Below are 17,131 nucleotides of genomic sequence, written 5' to 3'. Positions count from 1 at the left end.
GGGAATTCCGAAAGAACAGAACGATTAATCCGACAGAAGGGCTGACATTTATGCCAGAAGCGGCGGCAGCTCCCGGTTCAGGGCCAGTTTCTCCTGCACCGCAGCCCCCGTGAGGGCATATCCGAGCAGGCTACCAGCAGCATCACGGCAAAGCGCCTTGATGTCCGCCCCGGAGCCTTCGACCGTCCAGCTGCCATCCGTGCCACGGGGCGGCGGCGACACCACCAGCGGGCACACCGGGGTCTTCACCGTCACCGGCATTGCGCCGTACGCAACCGCGGTGGCATTGCCCGCCAGGGTCTGCGCCAGCGCACGGGCACAGGCCATCAGCGGCATCACATAGAGCAGGTTGAGGCCATCGACTTCGGCGCAATCACCCAAGGCGTAGATATTCGCGTGGGACGTACGCAACTGACGATCAACCGCGACACCGCGGTTCACCGCAAGACCAGCTGCCGCGGCCAACTCGGTGCGCGGACGCAAGCCTACGGCAGATACCACCAGGTCACAGGCAATGCGGGTGCCATCGGAGAGCAAGGCATCCAGGCCGTTCTCGCCACGGTCCAGGCGAGCCAGCACCGGGCCCAGGTGGAAACGCGCCCCGAGACCTTCCAGCCCGGCCTGGACCGCAGCCGCGGCGGCCGGATGCAGAAGGCCCGGCATCACCTGTTCACAAGGCGCGACCAGCGCGACTTCCAGGCCACCCAGGCTGAGATCGTTGGCGAACTCACAACCGATCAGGCCGGCACCGAGGATCAGCACCCGGCGCTTGCCAGCCGCAGCGGTGCGGAAGCGCGCGTAATCTTCCAGGTCGTTGATCGGGAAGATCGCATCCTGGGCATCGCCTTCCACCGGCACGCGGATAGTGTCCGCGCCCCAAGCGAGCACGAGGTCGCGATAGGGCACCGCTTCCTCGCCTATCCACAGGCGCTGGTGACCAGGGTCGATTCCGGTGATACGTGTGTGCGTGCGAATTTCCGCCTTGAGCTGCTCAGCCATGGCGCCGGCCTCGGCCATGGCCAGGCCATCGGCATCCTTGTTCTTGCCGAAGCCGGTGGAAAGCATGGGCTTGGAATAGGAGCGGCCATCGTCAGCGCTGATCAGGAGCAACGGGGTTTCGCTGTCCAGCTTGCGAAACTCCTTGGCCAGGTTGTAACCGGCCAGGCCGGTGCCGACTATCACCACGGGTGCACTCATTGCTCACTCCTGCTCGCGAAACGACACGACGGCCCACGGGCCGTCGCTTGAATGGGGGTTGGATGGCGGACGGATCAGGCGATTTCGATCATCTCGAAATCGATCTTGCCGACGCCGCAATCGGGGCAGACCCAGTCCGGCGGAATATCTTCCCAGCGCGTGCCGGGTGCGATGCCTTCTTCGGGCAGCCCCTCGGCTTCGTCGTAAATGAAACCGCAGACAACGCATTGCCACTTGCGCATGACCACCTCCGCCGGCGCGGAAAGCCTTACTGAACCTACTCCAATCGACCGGCGACCGCCAAGCGCCACCGGACCAGTCCAGACAGAGGATAGGCTGATCCTGTGGACACGAAAAAGCCGGCATGGGCCGGCTTGGTCGAGGCGGGAACGGGATCAGTTGATTTCGATCATCTCGAAATCCAGCTTGCCCACGCCGCAATCGGGGCAGATCCAGTCTTGCGGCACATCTTCCCAACGGGTGCCAGCGGCGATGCCGTCATCCGGCCAGCCCTGGGACTCGTCGTAGACCAGGCCACACACCACGCATTGCCACTTCTTCATCACTTTGCTCTCCACGATCATGCGTTCTCGAACCGTAGCCTCTGGCGGGCGTTTCCGGTCACGTCAGGGGCGCTTTTTACTGGTTTATCCCACCCTCGGGCAAGAGGCAGCCGACGGGCACTGGCCGTGCTAATCTGCGCCGTCTTCCATCGCCCAAGCCCCGCCCGTGCCCCACGCAGCCCTCGTCCATCCGCCTCGCTGGCTCACCGCCACCCAGCTCCATCCCGCTCCGGCAGCCGGCGTCCGTGACTGGCTGTTCGACCAGGGCTCGCTGACCCGGCGGCTGACCGTCCTTTCGGATAACGCCTTCAGCGTCACACCGCTGGAAGAAGGCTGGCAGACCCTGCGGGCCGACGAGTGCACGGCCCTTGGAATTCCCGCCGGCAGCCAGGGCTGGGTACGCGAGGTGTACCTGCGCGGTCACGGCGAGATCTGGGTGTTCGCCCGCAGCGTCGCCGCCCGCGCCGCCCTGGAAGGTTCCGGGCTGGATCTGCACCAGCTCGGCAGCCGCTCCCTTGGCGAGCTGTTGTTCAGCGACCGCGCCTTTGACCGGGGCGCCATTGAAGTCACCCGCTATCCGGCCGCCCTGCTGCCGACTGACGTGCGCGCCGAACGCCTGTGGGGCCGTCGCTCGTGTTTCTCGCGGGGTGAGTTGGGGGTACTGGTAGCGGAGATCTTCCTCCCCGCACTGTGGCGCCAGGCTGACATCGAGGCCGTATAATCCGGCGCTTCGAAGGGAGAGCGCTGATGTACCTGACCCTGCTGCAATCGCTGAACCGCCTGCACCCGCGCGCCATGGATTTCATCCAGCTGACCCGGCTGGACAAGCCCATTGGCATTTACCTGCTGCTCTGGCCCACCCTCTGGGCCCTGTGGATTGCAGGTGAAGGCAGCCCCAGCCTGGCCAATCTGCTGATCTTCGTCCTCGGCGTGAACCTGATGCGCGCCGCTGGCTGCGTGATCAACGACTACGCCGACCGCAATTTCGACGGTCACGTCACCCGCACCCGGGCGCGCCCCCTGGCCAGTGGCCGGGTCAGCCCGCGCGAGGCGCTGGTGTTCTTCTTCATCCTGGTGGCCATCAGCTTCGTACTGGTGCTGTTCACCAACGCCGCCACCATCTGGCTGTCCTTTGGCGGCCTTGCATTGGCCGCCTGCTACCCCTTCATGAAGCGCTACACCTACTACCCGCAGGTAGTGCTGGGCGCGGCCTTCTCCTGGGGCATGCCCATGGCGTTCACGGCAGAAACCGGTGAGCTGCCGGCGGCGGCCTGGCTGCTGTACATCGCCAACCTGCTGTGGACCGTGGCCTACGACACCTACTACGCGATGACCGACCGCGAGGACGACCTGAAAATCGGGGTCAAATCCACCGCGATCCTCTTCGGCGACGCCGATCGCCTGATCATCGCCACACTGCAGGGCCTGGCGTTGTTCTGCCTGGTGCTGGCGGGGAATCGCTTCGAGCTGGGGGTTTGCTTCTACCTGGGCCTGGCGGCTGCGGCCGCGTGCTTCGCCTGGGAGTTCTACAGCACCCGCACCAAGGACCCGCAGGCCTGCTTCAAGGCCTTCCTGCACAACCACTGGGCAGGCCTGGCCATCTTTGCCGGCATCGTCGCCGACTACGCGCTGCGCTGAGGCGTCATCGCGCGAGCCAGACGACAAGTGTGGGCGAGGCAGCCCAAACACAAAAAGGCCGAGGACGCGATCCTCGGCCTTTTTCTACGCAGTATCGACAGCGCAGGTAGCTTTCCAGCCGGCTAGTAGGCTTCGGGCTTGGCGACGTGCCAAACCCCCATCTTGCCGTCGCCTGTGACATCACCGGCCTTCTTGTCCATGACGAAGGTGTACAACGGCTTTCCGTCATACGCCCACTGCATGGAGCCATCGTCGCGCTTGACGACGCTCCACTCACCCTCTGCCTTGGCGCTGGCATCGGCCATCAGTGGCGGCCAGTTCTGCGCGCATTGACCGTTGCAGGCGGACTTGCCGTCGGAGTCCTTGTCGTAGGTGTAAAGCGTCATGCCCTTGGCATCCACCAGCATGCCGTCCTTCTCCATCGCAGGCTCGGCCGCCAGGCCCAACAAGGGCCAGCTCAGCAATACGCCGGCAAACAGCGGGACGAATCGGGGGGAAATTCTTCTCATTTTCTAGCCTCTCCTCGGAATGAACAGCGACAGCCTGGCGGCAGCTGGATCACGGCTTGAGGTCACAGCAGCACAGGACAGAAGGAGCCACGAACCCCCATCAGGGCGATGGGGTCCTGTGCCAGGCTCCAGGCCGCCCCAGGTTGGCGGCGGCCTCATTGAGAATAGACGAGGCCCGTTCGGCCGAGTTCCATGTCAAATGGAGGAGCTGCCGGGTTCGCGCCGCTCGTTCAAGGACCTAACATTCACGTGTCACATCCCTGCAATAATTCCGTTATCTAATGCGGCGCAATCAGTCAAACACGCGACCTTTCTTGAGGCTTGAACATGGTTGGCAAGAACATCCTGATAGTCGACGACGAAGCGCCGATCCGCGAGATGATTGCCGTCGCCCTGGAGATGGCCGGCTACGACTGCCTGGAAGCCGAAAACACCCAGCAGGCGCACGCCGTCATCGTCGACCGCAAACCCGATCTGATCCTCCTCGACTGGATGCTTCCCGGCACTTCCGGCATCGAGCTGGCCCGCCGCCTGAAGCGCGATGACCTCACCTGCGACATCCCGATCATCATGCTCACGGCCAAGGGTGAAGAGGACAACAAGATCCAGGGTCTGGAAGTAGGCGCTGACGACTACATCACCAAGCCCTTCTCCCCGCGTGAGCTGGTGGCGCGCCTCAAGGCCGTGCTGCGCCGCGCAGGCCCCAGCGACAGCGAGGCACCGATCGCCATCGGCGGCCTTCTGCTGGACCCGATCAGCCACCGTGTGACCATCGACGGCAAGCCTGCCGAGATGGGCCCCACCGAATACCGACTGCTGCAGTTCTTCATGACCCACCAGGAGCGCGCCTACACTCGTGGCCAGCTGCTGGATCAGGTATGGGGCGGTAACGTCTACGTCGAGGAGCGCACTGTCGACGTGCACATCCGGCGCCTGCGCAAGGCCCTCGGCGAGGTATACGAAAATCTGGTTCAGACCGTTCGCGGCACCGGCTATCGTTTCTCCACGAAAAGCTGACCCCGCCCCCTCCACAAGGACGCGATAGGTGAATCAAGACTGGCGCGGCGTAGTCATCCGCCGCCTGCTCCTGCTGATCGGTGCCTGCCTGCTGGTGGGCCTGGTCACCGGCCACTATGCCTGGGCACTGGTGGTTGGCCTCGGCGCCTACCTCGGCTGGACCCTGGCGCAACTCCTGCGCCTGTACAAGTGGCTCAAGGAGCATCGGCCCGATGAGCCGCCGCCGGACGGCTACGGTCTCTGGGGCGAGGTGTTCGACAGCATCTACCACCTCCAGCGCCGCGACCAGCGCGTACGGGGTCGCCTGCAAGCGGTGATCGACCGCGTGCAGGAGTCCACCGCCGCACTGAAAGACGCGGTGGTGATGCTCGACAGCGATGGCAACCTCGACTGGTGGAACCGCGCCGCGGAGACCCTGCTGGGTCTGAAGACACCCCAGGACAGCGGCCAGCCGGCGACCAACCTGATCCGCCACCCGCGCTTCAAGGAATACTTCGAACAGGGCAAGTACAACGAACCCCTGGACCTGCCCTCGCCGGTCAACGACCGCCTGCGCCTGCAGTTCCACATCACCAAGTACGGCAACAGCGAGCACCTGATGCTGGTGCGCGACGTCACCCGCCTCTACCAGCTCGAACAGATGCGCAAGGACTTCGTTGCCAACGTCTCCCACGAGCTGCGCACACCGCTGACGGTGATCGCCGGCTACCTGGAAACCCTGCTGGACAACGTCGAAGACGTGAATCCACGCTGGACCCGCGCGCTGCAGCAGATGAGCCAGCAGGGCCAACGCATGCAGAACCTGCTCAACGACCTGCTGCTGCTGGCCAAGCTGGAAGCCACCGACTACCCATCGGACAACCAGCCGGTGGCGGTGGACCTGATGCTGCTGCAGATCAAGGCCGACGCCGTCGCCCTGTCCGGCAACCGCCACCACCGCATCAGCCTGGAAGCCGACCACAACTACAAGCTCCGCGGCAGCGAGGCGGAACTGCGCAGCGCCTTCTCCAACCTGGTGTTCAACGCGGTGAAGTACACACCTGACGAAGGCGAGATCCGTGTCCGCTGGTGGGGCGACGAATCCGGTGCGCACCTTTCCGTGCAGGACAGCGGCATCGGCATCGAGACCAAGCACCTGCCACGCCTGACCGAGCGTTTCTACCGCGTCGACTCCAGCCGCAACAGCAGCACCGGGGGCACCGGCCTGGGGCTGGCCATCGTCAAGCACGTGCTGATTCGCCATCGTGGTCGCCTCGACATCAGTTCGGTACTCAATCACGGCAGTACCTTCACCTGCCATTTCCCCAGCGCCCAGGTGGTCCGGCGGAACTGAATGCCCCGGCTCCCCGACTTGCAAACTCGGGGTCCAGCATTCACCCTTAGCCGGTCATTCGTCAGCAAAAGCCCTCCATGGACCCTTCCCCTAGTACCAGCTTTCTCAGTTATTTCGCCGATTTCGGCCTGATTCTCTTCGCCCTCTTCCTCGTGCTGCTCAACGGCTTCTTCGTTGCCGCCGAGTTCGCCATGGTCAAGCTGCGCTCCACCCGCGTCGAAGCCATCGCCGACAAGCACGGCTGGCGTGGCCGCATCCTGCGCACCGTACACAACCAGTTGGACGCCTACCTGTCGGCCTGCCAGCTGGGCATCACCCTGGCCTCGCTGGGCCTTGGCTGGGTCGGTGAGCCGGCCTTCGCCCACCTGCTGCAACCGGTGCTGGAGTACGTCGGCATCGATTCGCCGAAACTGATCCATGGCATCGCCTTCTTCACCGCCTTCTTCATCATTTCCTACCTGCACATCGTAGTCGGCGAGCTCGCGCCCAAGTCCTGGGCCATCCGCAAGCCGGAGCTGCTGTCGCTGTGGACCGCCGTTCCGCTGTACGTCTTCTACTGGCTGATGTACCCGGCCATCTGGCTGCTCAATGCCAGCGCCAACGCCATCCTGCGCATCGCCGGCCAGGGCGAGCCCGGCCCGCACCACGAACACCACTACAGCCGCGACGAACTGAAACTGATCCTTCACTCCAGTCGCGCCCGCGACCCCAGCGACCAGGACATGCGCGTGCTGGCATCAGCCGTGGAGCTGGGTGAACTGGAAGTGGTGGATTGGGCGAACTCCCGCGAAGACCTGATTTTCCTGGAGCACGACGCTCCCCTGGCGGACATTCTCAGCGTGATCCGCCGCCACAAGTACAGCCGCTATCCGGTGCACGACGATCAGAAAGGCGAGTTCGTCGGCGTGCTGCACATCAAGGACCTGCTGCTGGCGCTGTCCGCGCTGGACAGCCTGCCGGAAAGCTTCGACCTCGCCGAACTCACCCACCCGCTGGAGCGCGTCACCAAGCACATGCCGCTGTCGCGCCTGCTGGAACAGTTCCGCCAGGGCGGTGCGCATTTCGCCCTGGTCGAGGAGGCCGACGGCAAGGTGGTGGGCTTCCTGACCATGGAAGACGTGCTGGAAGTGCTGGTGGGCGATATCCAGGACGAACACCGCAAGACCGAACGCGGCGTGCTGGCCTACCAGCCGGGCAAGCTGCTGGTGCGCGGTGACACCCCGCTGTTCAAGGTGGAACGACTGCTCGGCATTGACCTCGACCACGTGGAAGCCGACACCCTGGCCGGCCTGATCTACGAGAGTCTGAACCGCGTGCCGGAAGAGGAAGAAGTGCTGGAAACGGACGGCCTGCGCATCATCGTGAAGAAGATGAAGGGCCCGAAGATCATCCTCGCCAAGGTGCTCAAGCTCGACTGAGCACCGCATGCGTAGGTTGGGCAGAGCGGTAGGAGCGAGCTTGCTCGCGAAAAGATCCCGCCCGGGCTGTTCGCGAGCAAGCTCGCTCCTACACCCTCTCCCGGAGGGAGAGGGGAGTAAAGACGCTACTCCCCGCCCACCGCGAAGTTCGGCAGCGTATCCACCGGCTGGGCGAAATCGAACGGAATGGATTCCAGCGCCAGGCCCAGGTTGCGCTGGATGACGAAGTGCAGGTGCGGACCGGTGCTGTTGCCGGTGTTGCCGGAGCGGGCAATGCGCTCGCCGATGGACACCTGCTGGCCCTCGCGCACCTGCACCGAGCCACGCATCAGGTGCAGGTAGACGCCCATGGTGCCGTCGTCATGCAGGATGCGCACGAAGTTGCCGGACGGGTTGTTGCCCCGACCGCTCTGGTCGTTCTCGATCTTTACCACCACACCCGGCCGCGCCGCGACGATGGGCGTGCCTTCGGGCATGGCGATATCCAGGGCATAGCGCCCCTTGGGCGTGAAGTGGCTGTAGCGGCCGTTGGCGCCTTGGGTCAAGCGGAAGGGGCCGCCCTGCCAGGGCAGCGGATAGCGATACACCACCGGCTGCAGGCGCGGGTCGCCCATGGCGTAGCGCAGCTTGGGTTTGTAGCGCATGGGCCGGCTCGGGTCGGCCGGGGCCAGGGTGGCCATGCGCATGCTGCTGCGCGGCGCCAGCACCCAGCGGATCGGCTGGTCCGGGGCACCGGAGACGTTGTGCGCCTGGTCGATGCGCAGCTCCACTTCCACCGGTGCGAACAGCTCGTTGCGCAGCACCAGGGTTTCGCCTGCGTCGTGCTTCTTGGTTTCCAGCTTCACCGACAGGTCCAGGCGCTCCACCATGCGGTCGCGGAAGACGAACACCTGGGCACCGGACACGGCCTTGTCGGTATAGGTCACCACACCGTTGGCGTCGGTGTACTTGTATATGGTCACTGCCGCCGCCGGCAGGCTCGCGCCAAGCAGCAGCACTAGAGATAGGAATCGCCCCAGCATGTCGGCCCGTTGTTCTTTTGTGCTCCGTGTTGCCGAAGACTAGCAGCGCGAATCTCGCCGGGCGAGACGTTGCCCGTCGGGCTGTGACGGGGTTGGCTGGACGGTCAGGCGCCGGGGACGAAATGCTTCTGGGCAGTGCCGCGAGCGATCAGTCGGGACAGGTAATCGAGCTTCTGCGGATCACGATCGACGAAGCGGAAGGTCAGCAGCAGCCATTCGCTGTCGGGCTTGGGTTCCAGCGCCGCGACCGAATGCAGGTAGCCGTTGAGCCGCGCCACTTCGCCACCTTCACCCTGCTCCAGGTCGAGCACAGCGCTCTCCAGCACCTGCGGCAGCGGGTCGCCGGCACGAACGACGAGCTGCGCGTCCTTCAGGCTCAAGGCCTTGATCACACATGCCTGCATGCCACCTGGCAGGCGCAGCTGGGCCTGTCCGCGTCCGCCAGGCGCCTGGGCCGCGGTCTTGGCCGATGGAGCCGGTGCGGCAGGCTTGGCCACGGGTGCTGCCGCTGTCGGCGCAGCAGCCGGGCGGACCACCTCGGCCTTGCCACCGGTGAGGGCGGCCAGGGAGTCGTTGGCGAATCCACCTGCATTGGGCAGCTTGACCGGCGCGCTGGACATCAGCGCCTCGAGCTTGCCGCTGCGGCTCAGGGCCTTCTTCACCTTGGTGACCAACTGATCGTTGGAGAAAGGTTTGCCGATGTAATCGGTAACGCCGGCCTGGATGGCCTGGATGACGTTTTCCTTGTCGCCACGGCTGGTAACCATGATGAAGGGCGTGGTCTTCATATGGTCCTGCTCACGGCACCAGGTAAGCAACTCAAGGCCCGACATCTCGGGCATTTCCCAGTCGCAGAGGATCAGGTCGATCGTGGTGCGGGCGAGCATCTGCTGGGCCTTGCGCCCATTGATCGCTTCCTCGATCTGGATGCCAGGAAAGTTGTCGCGCAGTCCCTTCTTCACCAGATCGCGAATAAAGGAAGCATCGTCCACCACCAGCACATTGACCTTGCCCATCGACTACTCCTTGGAAAACGGAGCTAAGAATAGCCTTGGCTGATAGCCAATTGCCAAGCCTGTTTTTGCAGCACGACCAACTGGTCACATCCACCCTGGTGCGGGCGGGCCGCGGCTCTGAGTAGGGTGCGCTATGCGCAGCGGAAACTTTGGTGCGCACAGCGCACCCTACACCCCAGAAGCAGAACGCCCGGCACGAAGCCGGGCGTTCCTGGTACAGGCGGCAGGATCAGCTCTTGGGAGAACCCTCGCCAACACCAGCGCCATTGCCCTTCACTTCCTCGGCCATGCGCGCCAGGCCCAGGTGACGAACGTCGGTGCCGCGCACCAGGTAGATCACCAATTCGGAAATGTTGCGTGCGTGGTCGCCGATACGCTCCAGGGAACGCAGGACCCAGATGACGTTGAGCACGCGGCTGATGGCGCGCGGGTCTTCCATCATGTAGGTGACCAGCTCACGCAGGGCGGTCTTGTATTCGCGGTCGATGTTCTTGTCGTACTGGGCCACCGACAGGGCCAGGTCGGCGTCGAAGCGAGCGAAGGCGTCCAGGGCTTCCTGGACCATCTTGCGCACCTGGTCGCCGATGTGGCGCACCTCGACGTAGCCGCGCGGAGCCACACCTTCTTCACAGAGCTGAATAGCGCGACGGGCGATCTTCGAGGCTTCGTCGCCGATACGCTCGAGGTCGATCACCGACTTGGAGATGCTGATGATCAGGCGCAGGTCGGAGGCCGCCGGCTGGCGACGGGCGAGGATGCGCACGCACTCTTCGTCGATGTTGCGTTCCATCTGGTTGATCTGGTCATCGATCTCGCGGACTTGCTGGGCAAGGCCGGAATCGGCGTCGATCAGTGCGGTAACCGCGTCGTTGACTTGCTTCTCGACCAGGCCGCCCATCGCCAGGAGGTGGCTGCGCACTTCCTCCAGTTCGGCGTTGAACTGCTGGGAGATGTGATGGGTAAGGCTGTCTTTGTCGATCATTTTGATGTCCTAGGGAAGGCGTCTGTCCCCCCTCTCCCCTGGGAGAGGGGCCGGGGGTGAGGGAAGTCCGACATGGCTCGAGGCCGCCCTCACCCTAACCCTCTCCCAGCGGGAGAGGGGACGATCCGGGGTTAACCGTAACGGCCGGTGATGTAGTCTTCGGTCTGCTTCTTGTCCGGGTTGGTGAACAGGGTGTCGGTATCGCCGAACTCGATCAGCTTGCCCATGTACATGAACGCGGTGTAGTCGGAAACCCGCGCCGCCTGCTGCATGTTGTGGGTCACGATGACAATGGTGTACTTGTTCTTGAGCTCGTAGATCAGCTCTTCCACCTTCAGGGTGGAGATCGGGTCCAGCGCCGAGCAGGGTTCGTCGAGCAACAGTACCTCGGGCTCCACGGCGATGGTGCGGGCGATCACCAGACGCTGCTGCTGGCCACCGGACAGACCGAGCGCGGATTCGTGCAGGCGGTCCTTCACCTCGTCCCACAGGGCCGCGCCCTTCAGCGCCCACTCCACGGCTTCGTCCAGCACGCGCTTCTTGTTGATGCCCTGGATGCGCAGGCCGTAAACCACGTTCTCGTAGATGCTCTTGGGGAAGGGGTTCGGCTTCTGGAACACCATGCCCACGCGGCGGCGCAGTTCGGCAACATCCTCGCCCTTGCGGTAGATGTTGGTGCCGTCAAGACGGATCTCACCCTCGACGCGGCAGCCATCCACCAGGTCGTTCATGCGGTTGAAGCAACGCAGCAGGGTCGACTTGCCGCAGCCGCTTGGTCCGATGAAGGCGGTCACGCGCTGCTTCGGGATATTCATGCTGACGTCGTGCAGCGCCTGCTTCTCGCCATAGAACAGGGAGAGGCCGGGCACTTCGAGGGCAACGGTTTCCTTGTCCAGGCGCAGGTTCTGCTTGTCGCGGCCAAGGGCGGAAATGTTGACGCCGTGGCTGTGGGTTTCGTGTTGCATGTGTTCACTCCGTTCGTAGCTTCGAGCTACAAGCTGTAAGCCTCAGGCAATGCGGTTCGCGGCGGACGATCAGCTGTCCAGCGCCTTGTATTTCTCGCGCAGGTGGTTACGGATGGCGACGGCCGAGAAGTTCAGCAGGGCGATCACCAGCACCAGCAGCAGCGCGGTGGCATACACCAGCGGCCGCGCGGCCTCGACGTTCGGGCTCTGGAAGCCGACGTCATAGATGTGGAAGCCCAGGTGCATGATCTTCTGGTCCAGGTGCAGGTACGGGTAGTTACCGTCCACCGGCAGGCTGGGCGCCAGTTTCACCACGCCCACCAGCATCAGCGGCGCCACTTCACCGGCGGCACGGGCCACGGCGAGGATCAGGCCGGTCATCATGGCAGGGCTGGCCATGGGCAGGACCACCTTCCACAGGGTTTCGGCCTTGGTCGCCCCAAGGGCCAGGGACCCCTCACGCACGGCACGCGGGATACGCGCCAGGCCTTCTTCGGTGGCGACGATCACCACCGGCACGGCAAGGATCGCCAGCGTCAGGGACGCCCAGAGCAGCCCCGGCGTACCGAAGGTCGGCGCCGGAGCGGATTCAGGGAAGAACAGGCGGTCGAGGGAGCCACCCAGCACATAGACGAAGAAGCCCAGGCCGAACACGCCGTAGACGATGGCCGGAACGCCCGCCAGGTTGTTCACCGCAATGCGGATCACGCGGGTCAGCGGGCCCTGCTTGGCGTACTCGCGCAGGTAGATGGCGGCGATCACACCAAAGGGCGTAACGATCACGGCCATGATCAGGGTCATCATCACGGTGCCGAAGATGGCCGGGAAGATACCGCCTTCGGTGTTGGCTTCACGCGGGTCGTCGGCAAGGAATTCCCACAGCTTGGCGAAGTAGAAGCCGAGCTTGGCACCCACGCCCATGGCGTTGGGCTGGTAGGCGTGAACCACCTTGCCGAGGCTGATTTCCTGTTCCTGGCCGCCGGACTCACGGACCACGACGCTGTCGCGGTTGAATTCCTGGTGCAGGCCCATCAGCTGCTCTTCCAGGCCCTTGTAACGCGTCTCCAGCTCGGCGCGCTCGCTGGCGATGTCGGCCTGGGCCTCAGGGGTCAGGGCGTCATTCAGTTCCAGCTTGCGGGTCTGCAGGCGCAGGCGCTCCAGGCCATGGTTGATGGCGCCGATGTCCTTCTTCTCCAGCTGGTAGAGCTTGTCGTAGAGGGCATTCACGCGCTCCAGGCGCTTCAACAGCTCGGCCATGGCGGCCTCGCCTTCGGCCACTACCTGTCCGTTTTCCTTCACCGATACGAGGCGGCCGTAGAAATTGCCCCACTCGCGGCGCTCCAGCGCCACCAGCTCGGCCGGATACTTCTGGTCCAGCAGCCAGTCACCTACGACCCAGGTGAAGTCGCTGCCATAGACGTCACGGTTGCCCACCTTGAGCAGCTCGCGGGTCATGAACTCCGGGCCGGTTTCCGGCACGGGCAGGCCGGCGCCTTGCAGGCGCACACGGGATACTTCCTCGATCTGTACCGCTTCGCCGATCACCGGCTTGGCTGCCTGGCCGGGCACGGAGTACTGCGCCTCCACCAGATCGGCCGGCCAGAAGTGGGCGAGGCCACGCACGGCGATCACCGAAAGCAGGCCGATGGTCATGATGACCGCGATGGAAACCGCGCCACCACTTATCCAGACGCCCGGTGCGCCACTTTTGAACCAGTCTTTCAGGGAAACCTTTTTCACGGATTTCTCCACCGCGTGAGTCTTTCAGTTCCTCCCGCCAGGGGCCGGAGGCTTCGTGTCATTTACCCCCTCTCCCTGAAGGGAGAGGGTCAGCAGATGCGCCTCTACGAGGCGCGCTTTTAAAGAGACGCGTACTTCTTGCGCAGTCGCTGGCGGATCAGCTCAGCCAGGGTGTTCATGACGAAGGTGAACGTCAGCAGCACCAGCGCCGAGAGGAACAGCACCCGGTAGTGGCTGCCGCCCACTTCCGACTCCGGCATTTCCACAGCCACGTTGGCGGCCAGGGTGCGCATGCCTTCGAAGATGTTCACTTCCATTACCGGGGTATTACCGGTGGCCATCAGCACGATCATGGTCTCGCCCACGGCGCGGCCAAGGCCGATCATCAGGGCGGAGAAGATGCCGGGGCTGGCGGTCAGCAGTACAACGCGGGTCATGGTCTGCCACGGCGTAGCGCCCAGGGCCAGGGAGCCGTAGGTCAGGCTCCTGGGTACGCTGAACACGGCGTCTTCGGCGATGGAGAAGATGTTCGGGATCACCGCGAAGCCCATGGCCAGGCCGACGATCAGGGCGTTGCGCTGGTCGTAGGTAATGCCCAGGTCATTGCTGATCCACAGGCGCATGTCGCCACCGAAGAACCAGTTTTCCAGCAGCGGGCTCATGCCCAGGGCAAACCAGGCGGTGAGGCCGACCACCGGGATCAGGATGGCCGCTTCCCAGCCGTCCGGCACTCGCAGGCGGATGGACTCCGGCAGGCGGCTCCAGATGAAGCCGGCCAGCAGGATGCCAAAGGGTGTCAGCAGCAGCAGGCTGAAGATGCCGGGCAGGTGGCCTTCCACGTAGGGTGCCAGGAACAGGCCGGCGAAGAAGCCCAGGATCACGGTGGGCAGCGCTTCCATCAGCTCGATCACCGGCTTGACCTTGCGGCGCATTGCCGGGGCCATGAAGTAGGCGGTGTAGATCGCAGCGGCGATGGCCAGCGGAGCGGCCAGCAGCATGGCGTAGAAGGCCGCCTTGAGGGTGCCCCAGGTCAGCGGTGCGAGGCTCAGCTTGGGTTCGAAATCGGTGTTGGCCGCGGTCGACTGCCAGACGTACTTCGGCTCGTCATAGCTCTCGTACCAGACCTTGCCCCACAGCGCGCTCCAGGAGACTTCCGGGTGCGGGTTGCTGAGGCGGAACGGCAGCAGCTTGCCACCTTCTTCGACCACGATGCGGTTGGCGCGTGGCGACAGGGCCAGCATGCCGGTGCTATCGGCAACCGGTTCCACCAGCAGGGTGCGGTGGGCGGTGCTGTGGAACACACCGAGGTGGCCGGTGGCATCCAGCGCGACGAAGCCCTTGCGGCGCTCTTCAGCGGTGATCTGCACCACCGGGCTGGTCCCCAGCTGGAAGTCACGGATGTGCTTCAGGCGCGAGGAACCGTCCGGATCGCGGGCCATGAACCACTGGGCGATGCCGCCCTTGGAATCACCCACCATCAAAGAGATGCCGCCCAACAGCATGTTGCTGGCGGTGACCTCGCGCTCGCCGTCTTCCAGCAGCTTGTAGCGGCCGTTCAGGGCATGCTCGCGCAGGCTGAAGACGTCGGCCTGGGCACGCCCGTTGAGCACATAGAGCCACTGGTGGCGCGGATCGATGTAGATCGCCTTGATCGGTTCGACCATCTGCGGCAGCTCGACACTGCTCTGCTCCTGGGTGGTCTCACCGGTCAGCATGTTCTCTTCGCTGACTACCTGCTGCACGTGCAACTGGTTGCCGGTGGAGCCGGCCAGGATCAGCGTCTCGTCATTGATGCTGAGGGCGACGTGTTCGATCGCGCGGCCCTGGGCATCCAGCACCATGGGTGCTTCGCCGTAGGGGAAGCTGACAAGGGGCTCGATGGTCTTCTGGTTGTCCGGGTAGGTGATCTTGTAGCTGTGCTTGAAGATCAGGGCCTGGCCGTTGGACAGACCCAGCACCACCAGCGGGCTACCGGGCTGGTCCTGGCCGATGGATACCACGCTGGCTCCCGTCGGCAGCGGCAATTGCTGGCGCTTGAGCGCGCTGCCGTCCTTGACCGAGAAGAACTGCACCTCGCCCTTGTCGGCAACGCGCATGCCGACCATGTTCTGCTCTTCCAGGGCCAGCAACAGGGGCTTGCCAGCATCCTGCTGCAACCAGGCGGGGCTCTGTTCCTTGCGCGCGGTCAGTTCCGCGCCCTTGAACAGCGGCAGCACCACATAGGCCAGGTAGAAGAAGATCAGGGTAATGGCGCCCAGTACGGCAAGGCCACCGACCAGCACGTACCAGTGGGTCAGGCGATCCTTCAGCGCACGCATCTTGCGCTTGCGCACCAGCGCAGGCGTATTGAAGTCGATGCGGGCGGGCGGGTTCTTCGGAGTATTCAGGGAGTTGGCCAGGTCAGTCATGGATTCGGGCTCTTGCCACAGTCAGCGCGCGCAGGCTTTTACGATGGGGGCACAGACTACGGGCTTCGTGTGACAGAAAGATTACAGCGAGTTGACGTGGCGAAGCCCACCCGGAGGAATCCTCGGGCGGGCTTCTGCGACGGGGGTCTCCCGTCGCCCTTGCGTCCTTGCGGAGCGGCACGCATGAGGCGGCCGCTCCCTTATCCGGTCTGGATTACAGACCCAGATCTTTCAGTGCTTTCTCGGCAACCTTGGCCGGGACAGGGATGTAACCGTCCTTGACCACGACTTCCTGACCTTGCTTGGACAGAACCATCTTCACGAACTCGGCTTCCAGCGGAGCCAGCGGCTTGTTCGGCGCCTTGTTCACGTAGACGTACAGGAAGCGGGACAGCGGGTAGCTGCCGTTCAGGGCGTTCTGCTCGTTGTCTTCAACGAACTCGCCACCTTCTTTCTTGGCCAGGGCAACAGTCTTCACGCTGGAAGTCTTGTAGCCGATACCCGAGTAACCGATGCCGTTGACGGATTGGCTGATGGACTGAACCACCGAAGCGGAACCCGGTTGTTCGTTCACGTTCGGTTTGAAGTCGCCTTTGCACAGGGCTTCTTCCTTGAAGTAGCCGTAGGTGCCGGATACCGAGTTACGGCCGAACAGCTGGATCGGCTTGGAAGCCAGGTCGCCGGTCACGCCCAGGTCACCCCAGGTCTTGATGTTGGTGGTGCCACCGCACAGGCGGTTGGCGGAGAAGATCGCATCGACCTGCTGCATGGTCAGGCCTTTGATCGGGTTGTCCTTGTGCACGAAGATCGCCAGGGCGTCGACGGCAACCGGAACAGCCGTCGGCTTGTAGCCGTACTTCTGCTCGAAAGCCTGCAGCTCGACGTCTTTCATCTTGCGGCTCATCGGGCCCAGGTTGGCGGTGCCTTCGGTCAGAGCCGGCGGCGCGGTGGAGGAACCGGCGGCCTGGATCTGGATGTTCACGTTCGGGTACTCGCGCTTGTACGCCTCGGCCCACAGGGTCATCAGGTTGGCCAGGGTGTCGGAACCAACGCTGGAGAGGTTGCCGGAGACACCAGTGGTTTTCTGGTAGGCCGGGATAGCCGGATCGACAGCGGCGACCGCGCTGGCGGTAGCGACGCCGGCGGCGACGAAGGTCAGGGCCGCCATCAAACGCTTCAGTTTCATGCCTTGCTCCTAAGCAGGACGAGGGGGTGAATGCAACGGGGGCCAGTATCGAGAGGCCGTATGACCACTCTATGAATTGATTGTGACAATTGGATGAAAGGCCACCATCCGCTGTCCAACGGAAAATCACGCCCCGT

General features: G+C 63.9%; 16 protein-coding genes. 5 read left to right on the top strand and 11 right to left on the bottom strand.

Annotated elements, in window-relative coordinates:
• Window positions 1-48: 48 nt before the first annotated feature.
• The 3 genes from D6Z43_RS20625 to D6Z43_RS20615 form a co-directional block, all read right to left on the bottom strand.
• Entirely contained in the window at window positions 49-1,197 is a 1,149-nt protein-coding gene (locus tag D6Z43_RS20625) for an NAD(P)/FAD-dependent oxidoreductase (protein WP_120653920.1), read from the bottom strand.
• A 74-nt stretch (window positions 1,198-1,271) separates the two neighbouring features.
• On the bottom strand, window positions 1,272-1,439 hold the full coding sequence (locus D6Z43_RS20620; protein WP_077524853.1) for a rubredoxin: 168 nt from the start codon (window positions 1,437-1,439) through the stop codon (window positions 1,272-1,274).
• Between the two features lie 153 nt (window positions 1,440-1,592).
• The gene (locus D6Z43_RS20615) at window positions 1,593-1,760 is read right to left on the bottom strand and encodes a rubredoxin (protein WP_077524852.1); all 168 of its coding nucleotides are present in this window, start codon (window positions 1,758-1,760) and stop codon (window positions 1,593-1,595) included.
• A gap of 166 nt (window positions 1,761-1,926) precedes the next feature.
• Between D6Z43_RS20615 and D6Z43_RS20610 the strand changes: the two genes are divergently transcribed.
• Entirely contained in the window at window positions 1,927-2,481 is a 555-nt protein-coding gene (locus D6Z43_RS20610) for a chorismate lyase (protein ID WP_120653919.1), read from the top strand.
• 26 nt (window positions 2,482-2,507) lie between these two features.
• Window positions 2,508-3,398 carry a 4-hydroxybenzoate octaprenyltransferase gene (ubiA, locus tag D6Z43_RS20605; protein ID WP_120653918.1) on the top strand — a complete coding sequence of 297 codons (891 nt, stop codon included), beginning with the start codon at window positions 2,508-2,510 and terminating at the stop codon, window positions 3,396-3,398.
• A gap of 122 nt (window positions 3,399-3,520) precedes the next feature.
• Here the strand turns inward: ubiA and D6Z43_RS20600 are convergent, their stop codons facing one another.
• A complete protein-coding gene (locus tag D6Z43_RS20600; RefSeq protein ID WP_120653917.1) occupies window positions 3,521-3,907 on the bottom strand; it encodes a hypothetical protein in 387 nt (128 codons plus the stop codon).
• A 327-nt stretch (window positions 3,908-4,234) separates the two neighbouring features.
• Between D6Z43_RS20600 and phoB the strand changes: the two genes are divergently transcribed.
• The 3 genes from phoB to D6Z43_RS20585 all read left to right on the top strand — a co-directional run bounded on the left by phoB (window position 4,235) and on the right by D6Z43_RS20585 (window position 7,675).
• A complete protein-coding gene (phoB, locus tag D6Z43_RS20595) occupies window positions 4,235-4,924 on the top strand; it encodes a phosphate regulon transcriptional regulator PhoB (RefSeq protein ID WP_120653916.1) in 690 nt (229 codons plus the stop codon).
• Between the two features lie 28 nt (window positions 4,925-4,952).
• Window positions 4,953-6,257, top strand: coding sequence for a phosphate regulon sensor histidine kinase PhoR (gene phoR, locus D6Z43_RS20590; protein WP_120653915.1), 1,305 nt, complete (start codon window positions 4,953-4,955; stop codon window positions 6,255-6,257).
• Between the two features lie 77 nt (window positions 6,258-6,334).
• Window positions 6,335-7,675 (top strand): hemolysin family protein, encoded by a 1,341-nt coding sequence (locus tag D6Z43_RS20585; RefSeq protein WP_120653914.1) that lies wholly within the window; start codon window positions 6,335-6,337, stop codon window positions 7,673-7,675.
• Between the two features lie 125 nt (window positions 7,676-7,800).
• Here D6Z43_RS20585 and D6Z43_RS20580 read toward each other — a convergent pair whose 3' ends face one another.
• The 7 genes from D6Z43_RS20580 to D6Z43_RS20550 all read right to left on the bottom strand — a co-directional run bounded on the left by D6Z43_RS20580 (window position 7,801) and on the right by D6Z43_RS20550 (window position 16,994).
• Window positions 7,801-8,697: a peptidoglycan DD-metalloendopeptidase family protein gene (locus tag D6Z43_RS20580; RefSeq protein ID WP_120653913.1), complete on the bottom strand. Its 897-nt coding sequence runs from the start codon at window positions 8,695-8,697 to the stop codon at window positions 7,801-7,803.
• Window positions 8,698-8,801: 104 nt separating this feature from the next.
• Window positions 8,802-9,713: a response regulator gene (locus D6Z43_RS20575; RefSeq protein ID WP_120653912.1), complete on the bottom strand. Its 912-nt coding sequence runs from the start codon at window positions 9,711-9,713 to the stop codon at window positions 8,802-8,804.
• 229 nt (window positions 9,714-9,942) lie between these two features.
• The gene (phoU, locus tag D6Z43_RS20570; RefSeq protein WP_120653911.1) at window positions 9,943-10,695 is read right to left on the bottom strand and encodes a phosphate signaling complex protein PhoU; all 753 of its coding nucleotides are present in this window, start codon (window positions 10,693-10,695) and stop codon (window positions 9,943-9,945) included.
• Window positions 10,696-10,826: 131 nt separating this feature from the next.
• The gene (gene pstB, locus D6Z43_RS20565; protein ID WP_120653910.1) at window positions 10,827-11,660 is read right to left on the bottom strand and encodes a phosphate ABC transporter ATP-binding protein PstB; all 834 of its coding nucleotides are present in this window, start codon (window positions 11,658-11,660) and stop codon (window positions 10,827-10,829) included.
• 69 nt (window positions 11,661-11,729) lie between these two features.
• Window positions 11,730-13,400, bottom strand: coding sequence for a phosphate ABC transporter permease PstA (pstA, locus tag D6Z43_RS20560; protein ID WP_120653909.1), 1,671 nt, complete (start codon window positions 13,398-13,400; stop codon window positions 11,730-11,732).
• A 119-nt stretch (window positions 13,401-13,519) separates the two neighbouring features.
• On the bottom strand, window positions 13,520-15,505 hold the full coding sequence (locus tag D6Z43_RS20555) for an ABC transporter permease subunit (RefSeq protein ID WP_174235608.1): 1,986 nt from the start codon (window positions 15,503-15,505) through the stop codon (window positions 13,520-13,522).
• A 517-nt stretch (window positions 15,506-16,022) separates the two neighbouring features.
• Entirely contained in the window at window positions 16,023-16,994 is a 972-nt protein-coding gene (locus D6Z43_RS20550; RefSeq protein ID WP_120653907.1) for a phosphate ABC transporter substrate-binding protein PstS family protein, read from the bottom strand.
• Between the last annotated feature and the right edge of the window lie 137 nt (window positions 16,995-17,131).

The sequence above is a fragment of the Pseudomonas sp. DY-1 genome (genome assembly GCF_003626975.1).
Lineage (GTDB): Bacteria > Pseudomonadota > Gammaproteobacteria > Pseudomonadales > Pseudomonadaceae > Metapseudomonas.
Note: the sequence above shows the minus strand (reverse complement) of the source record. Positions and strands in the feature narration are given on the sequence as shown.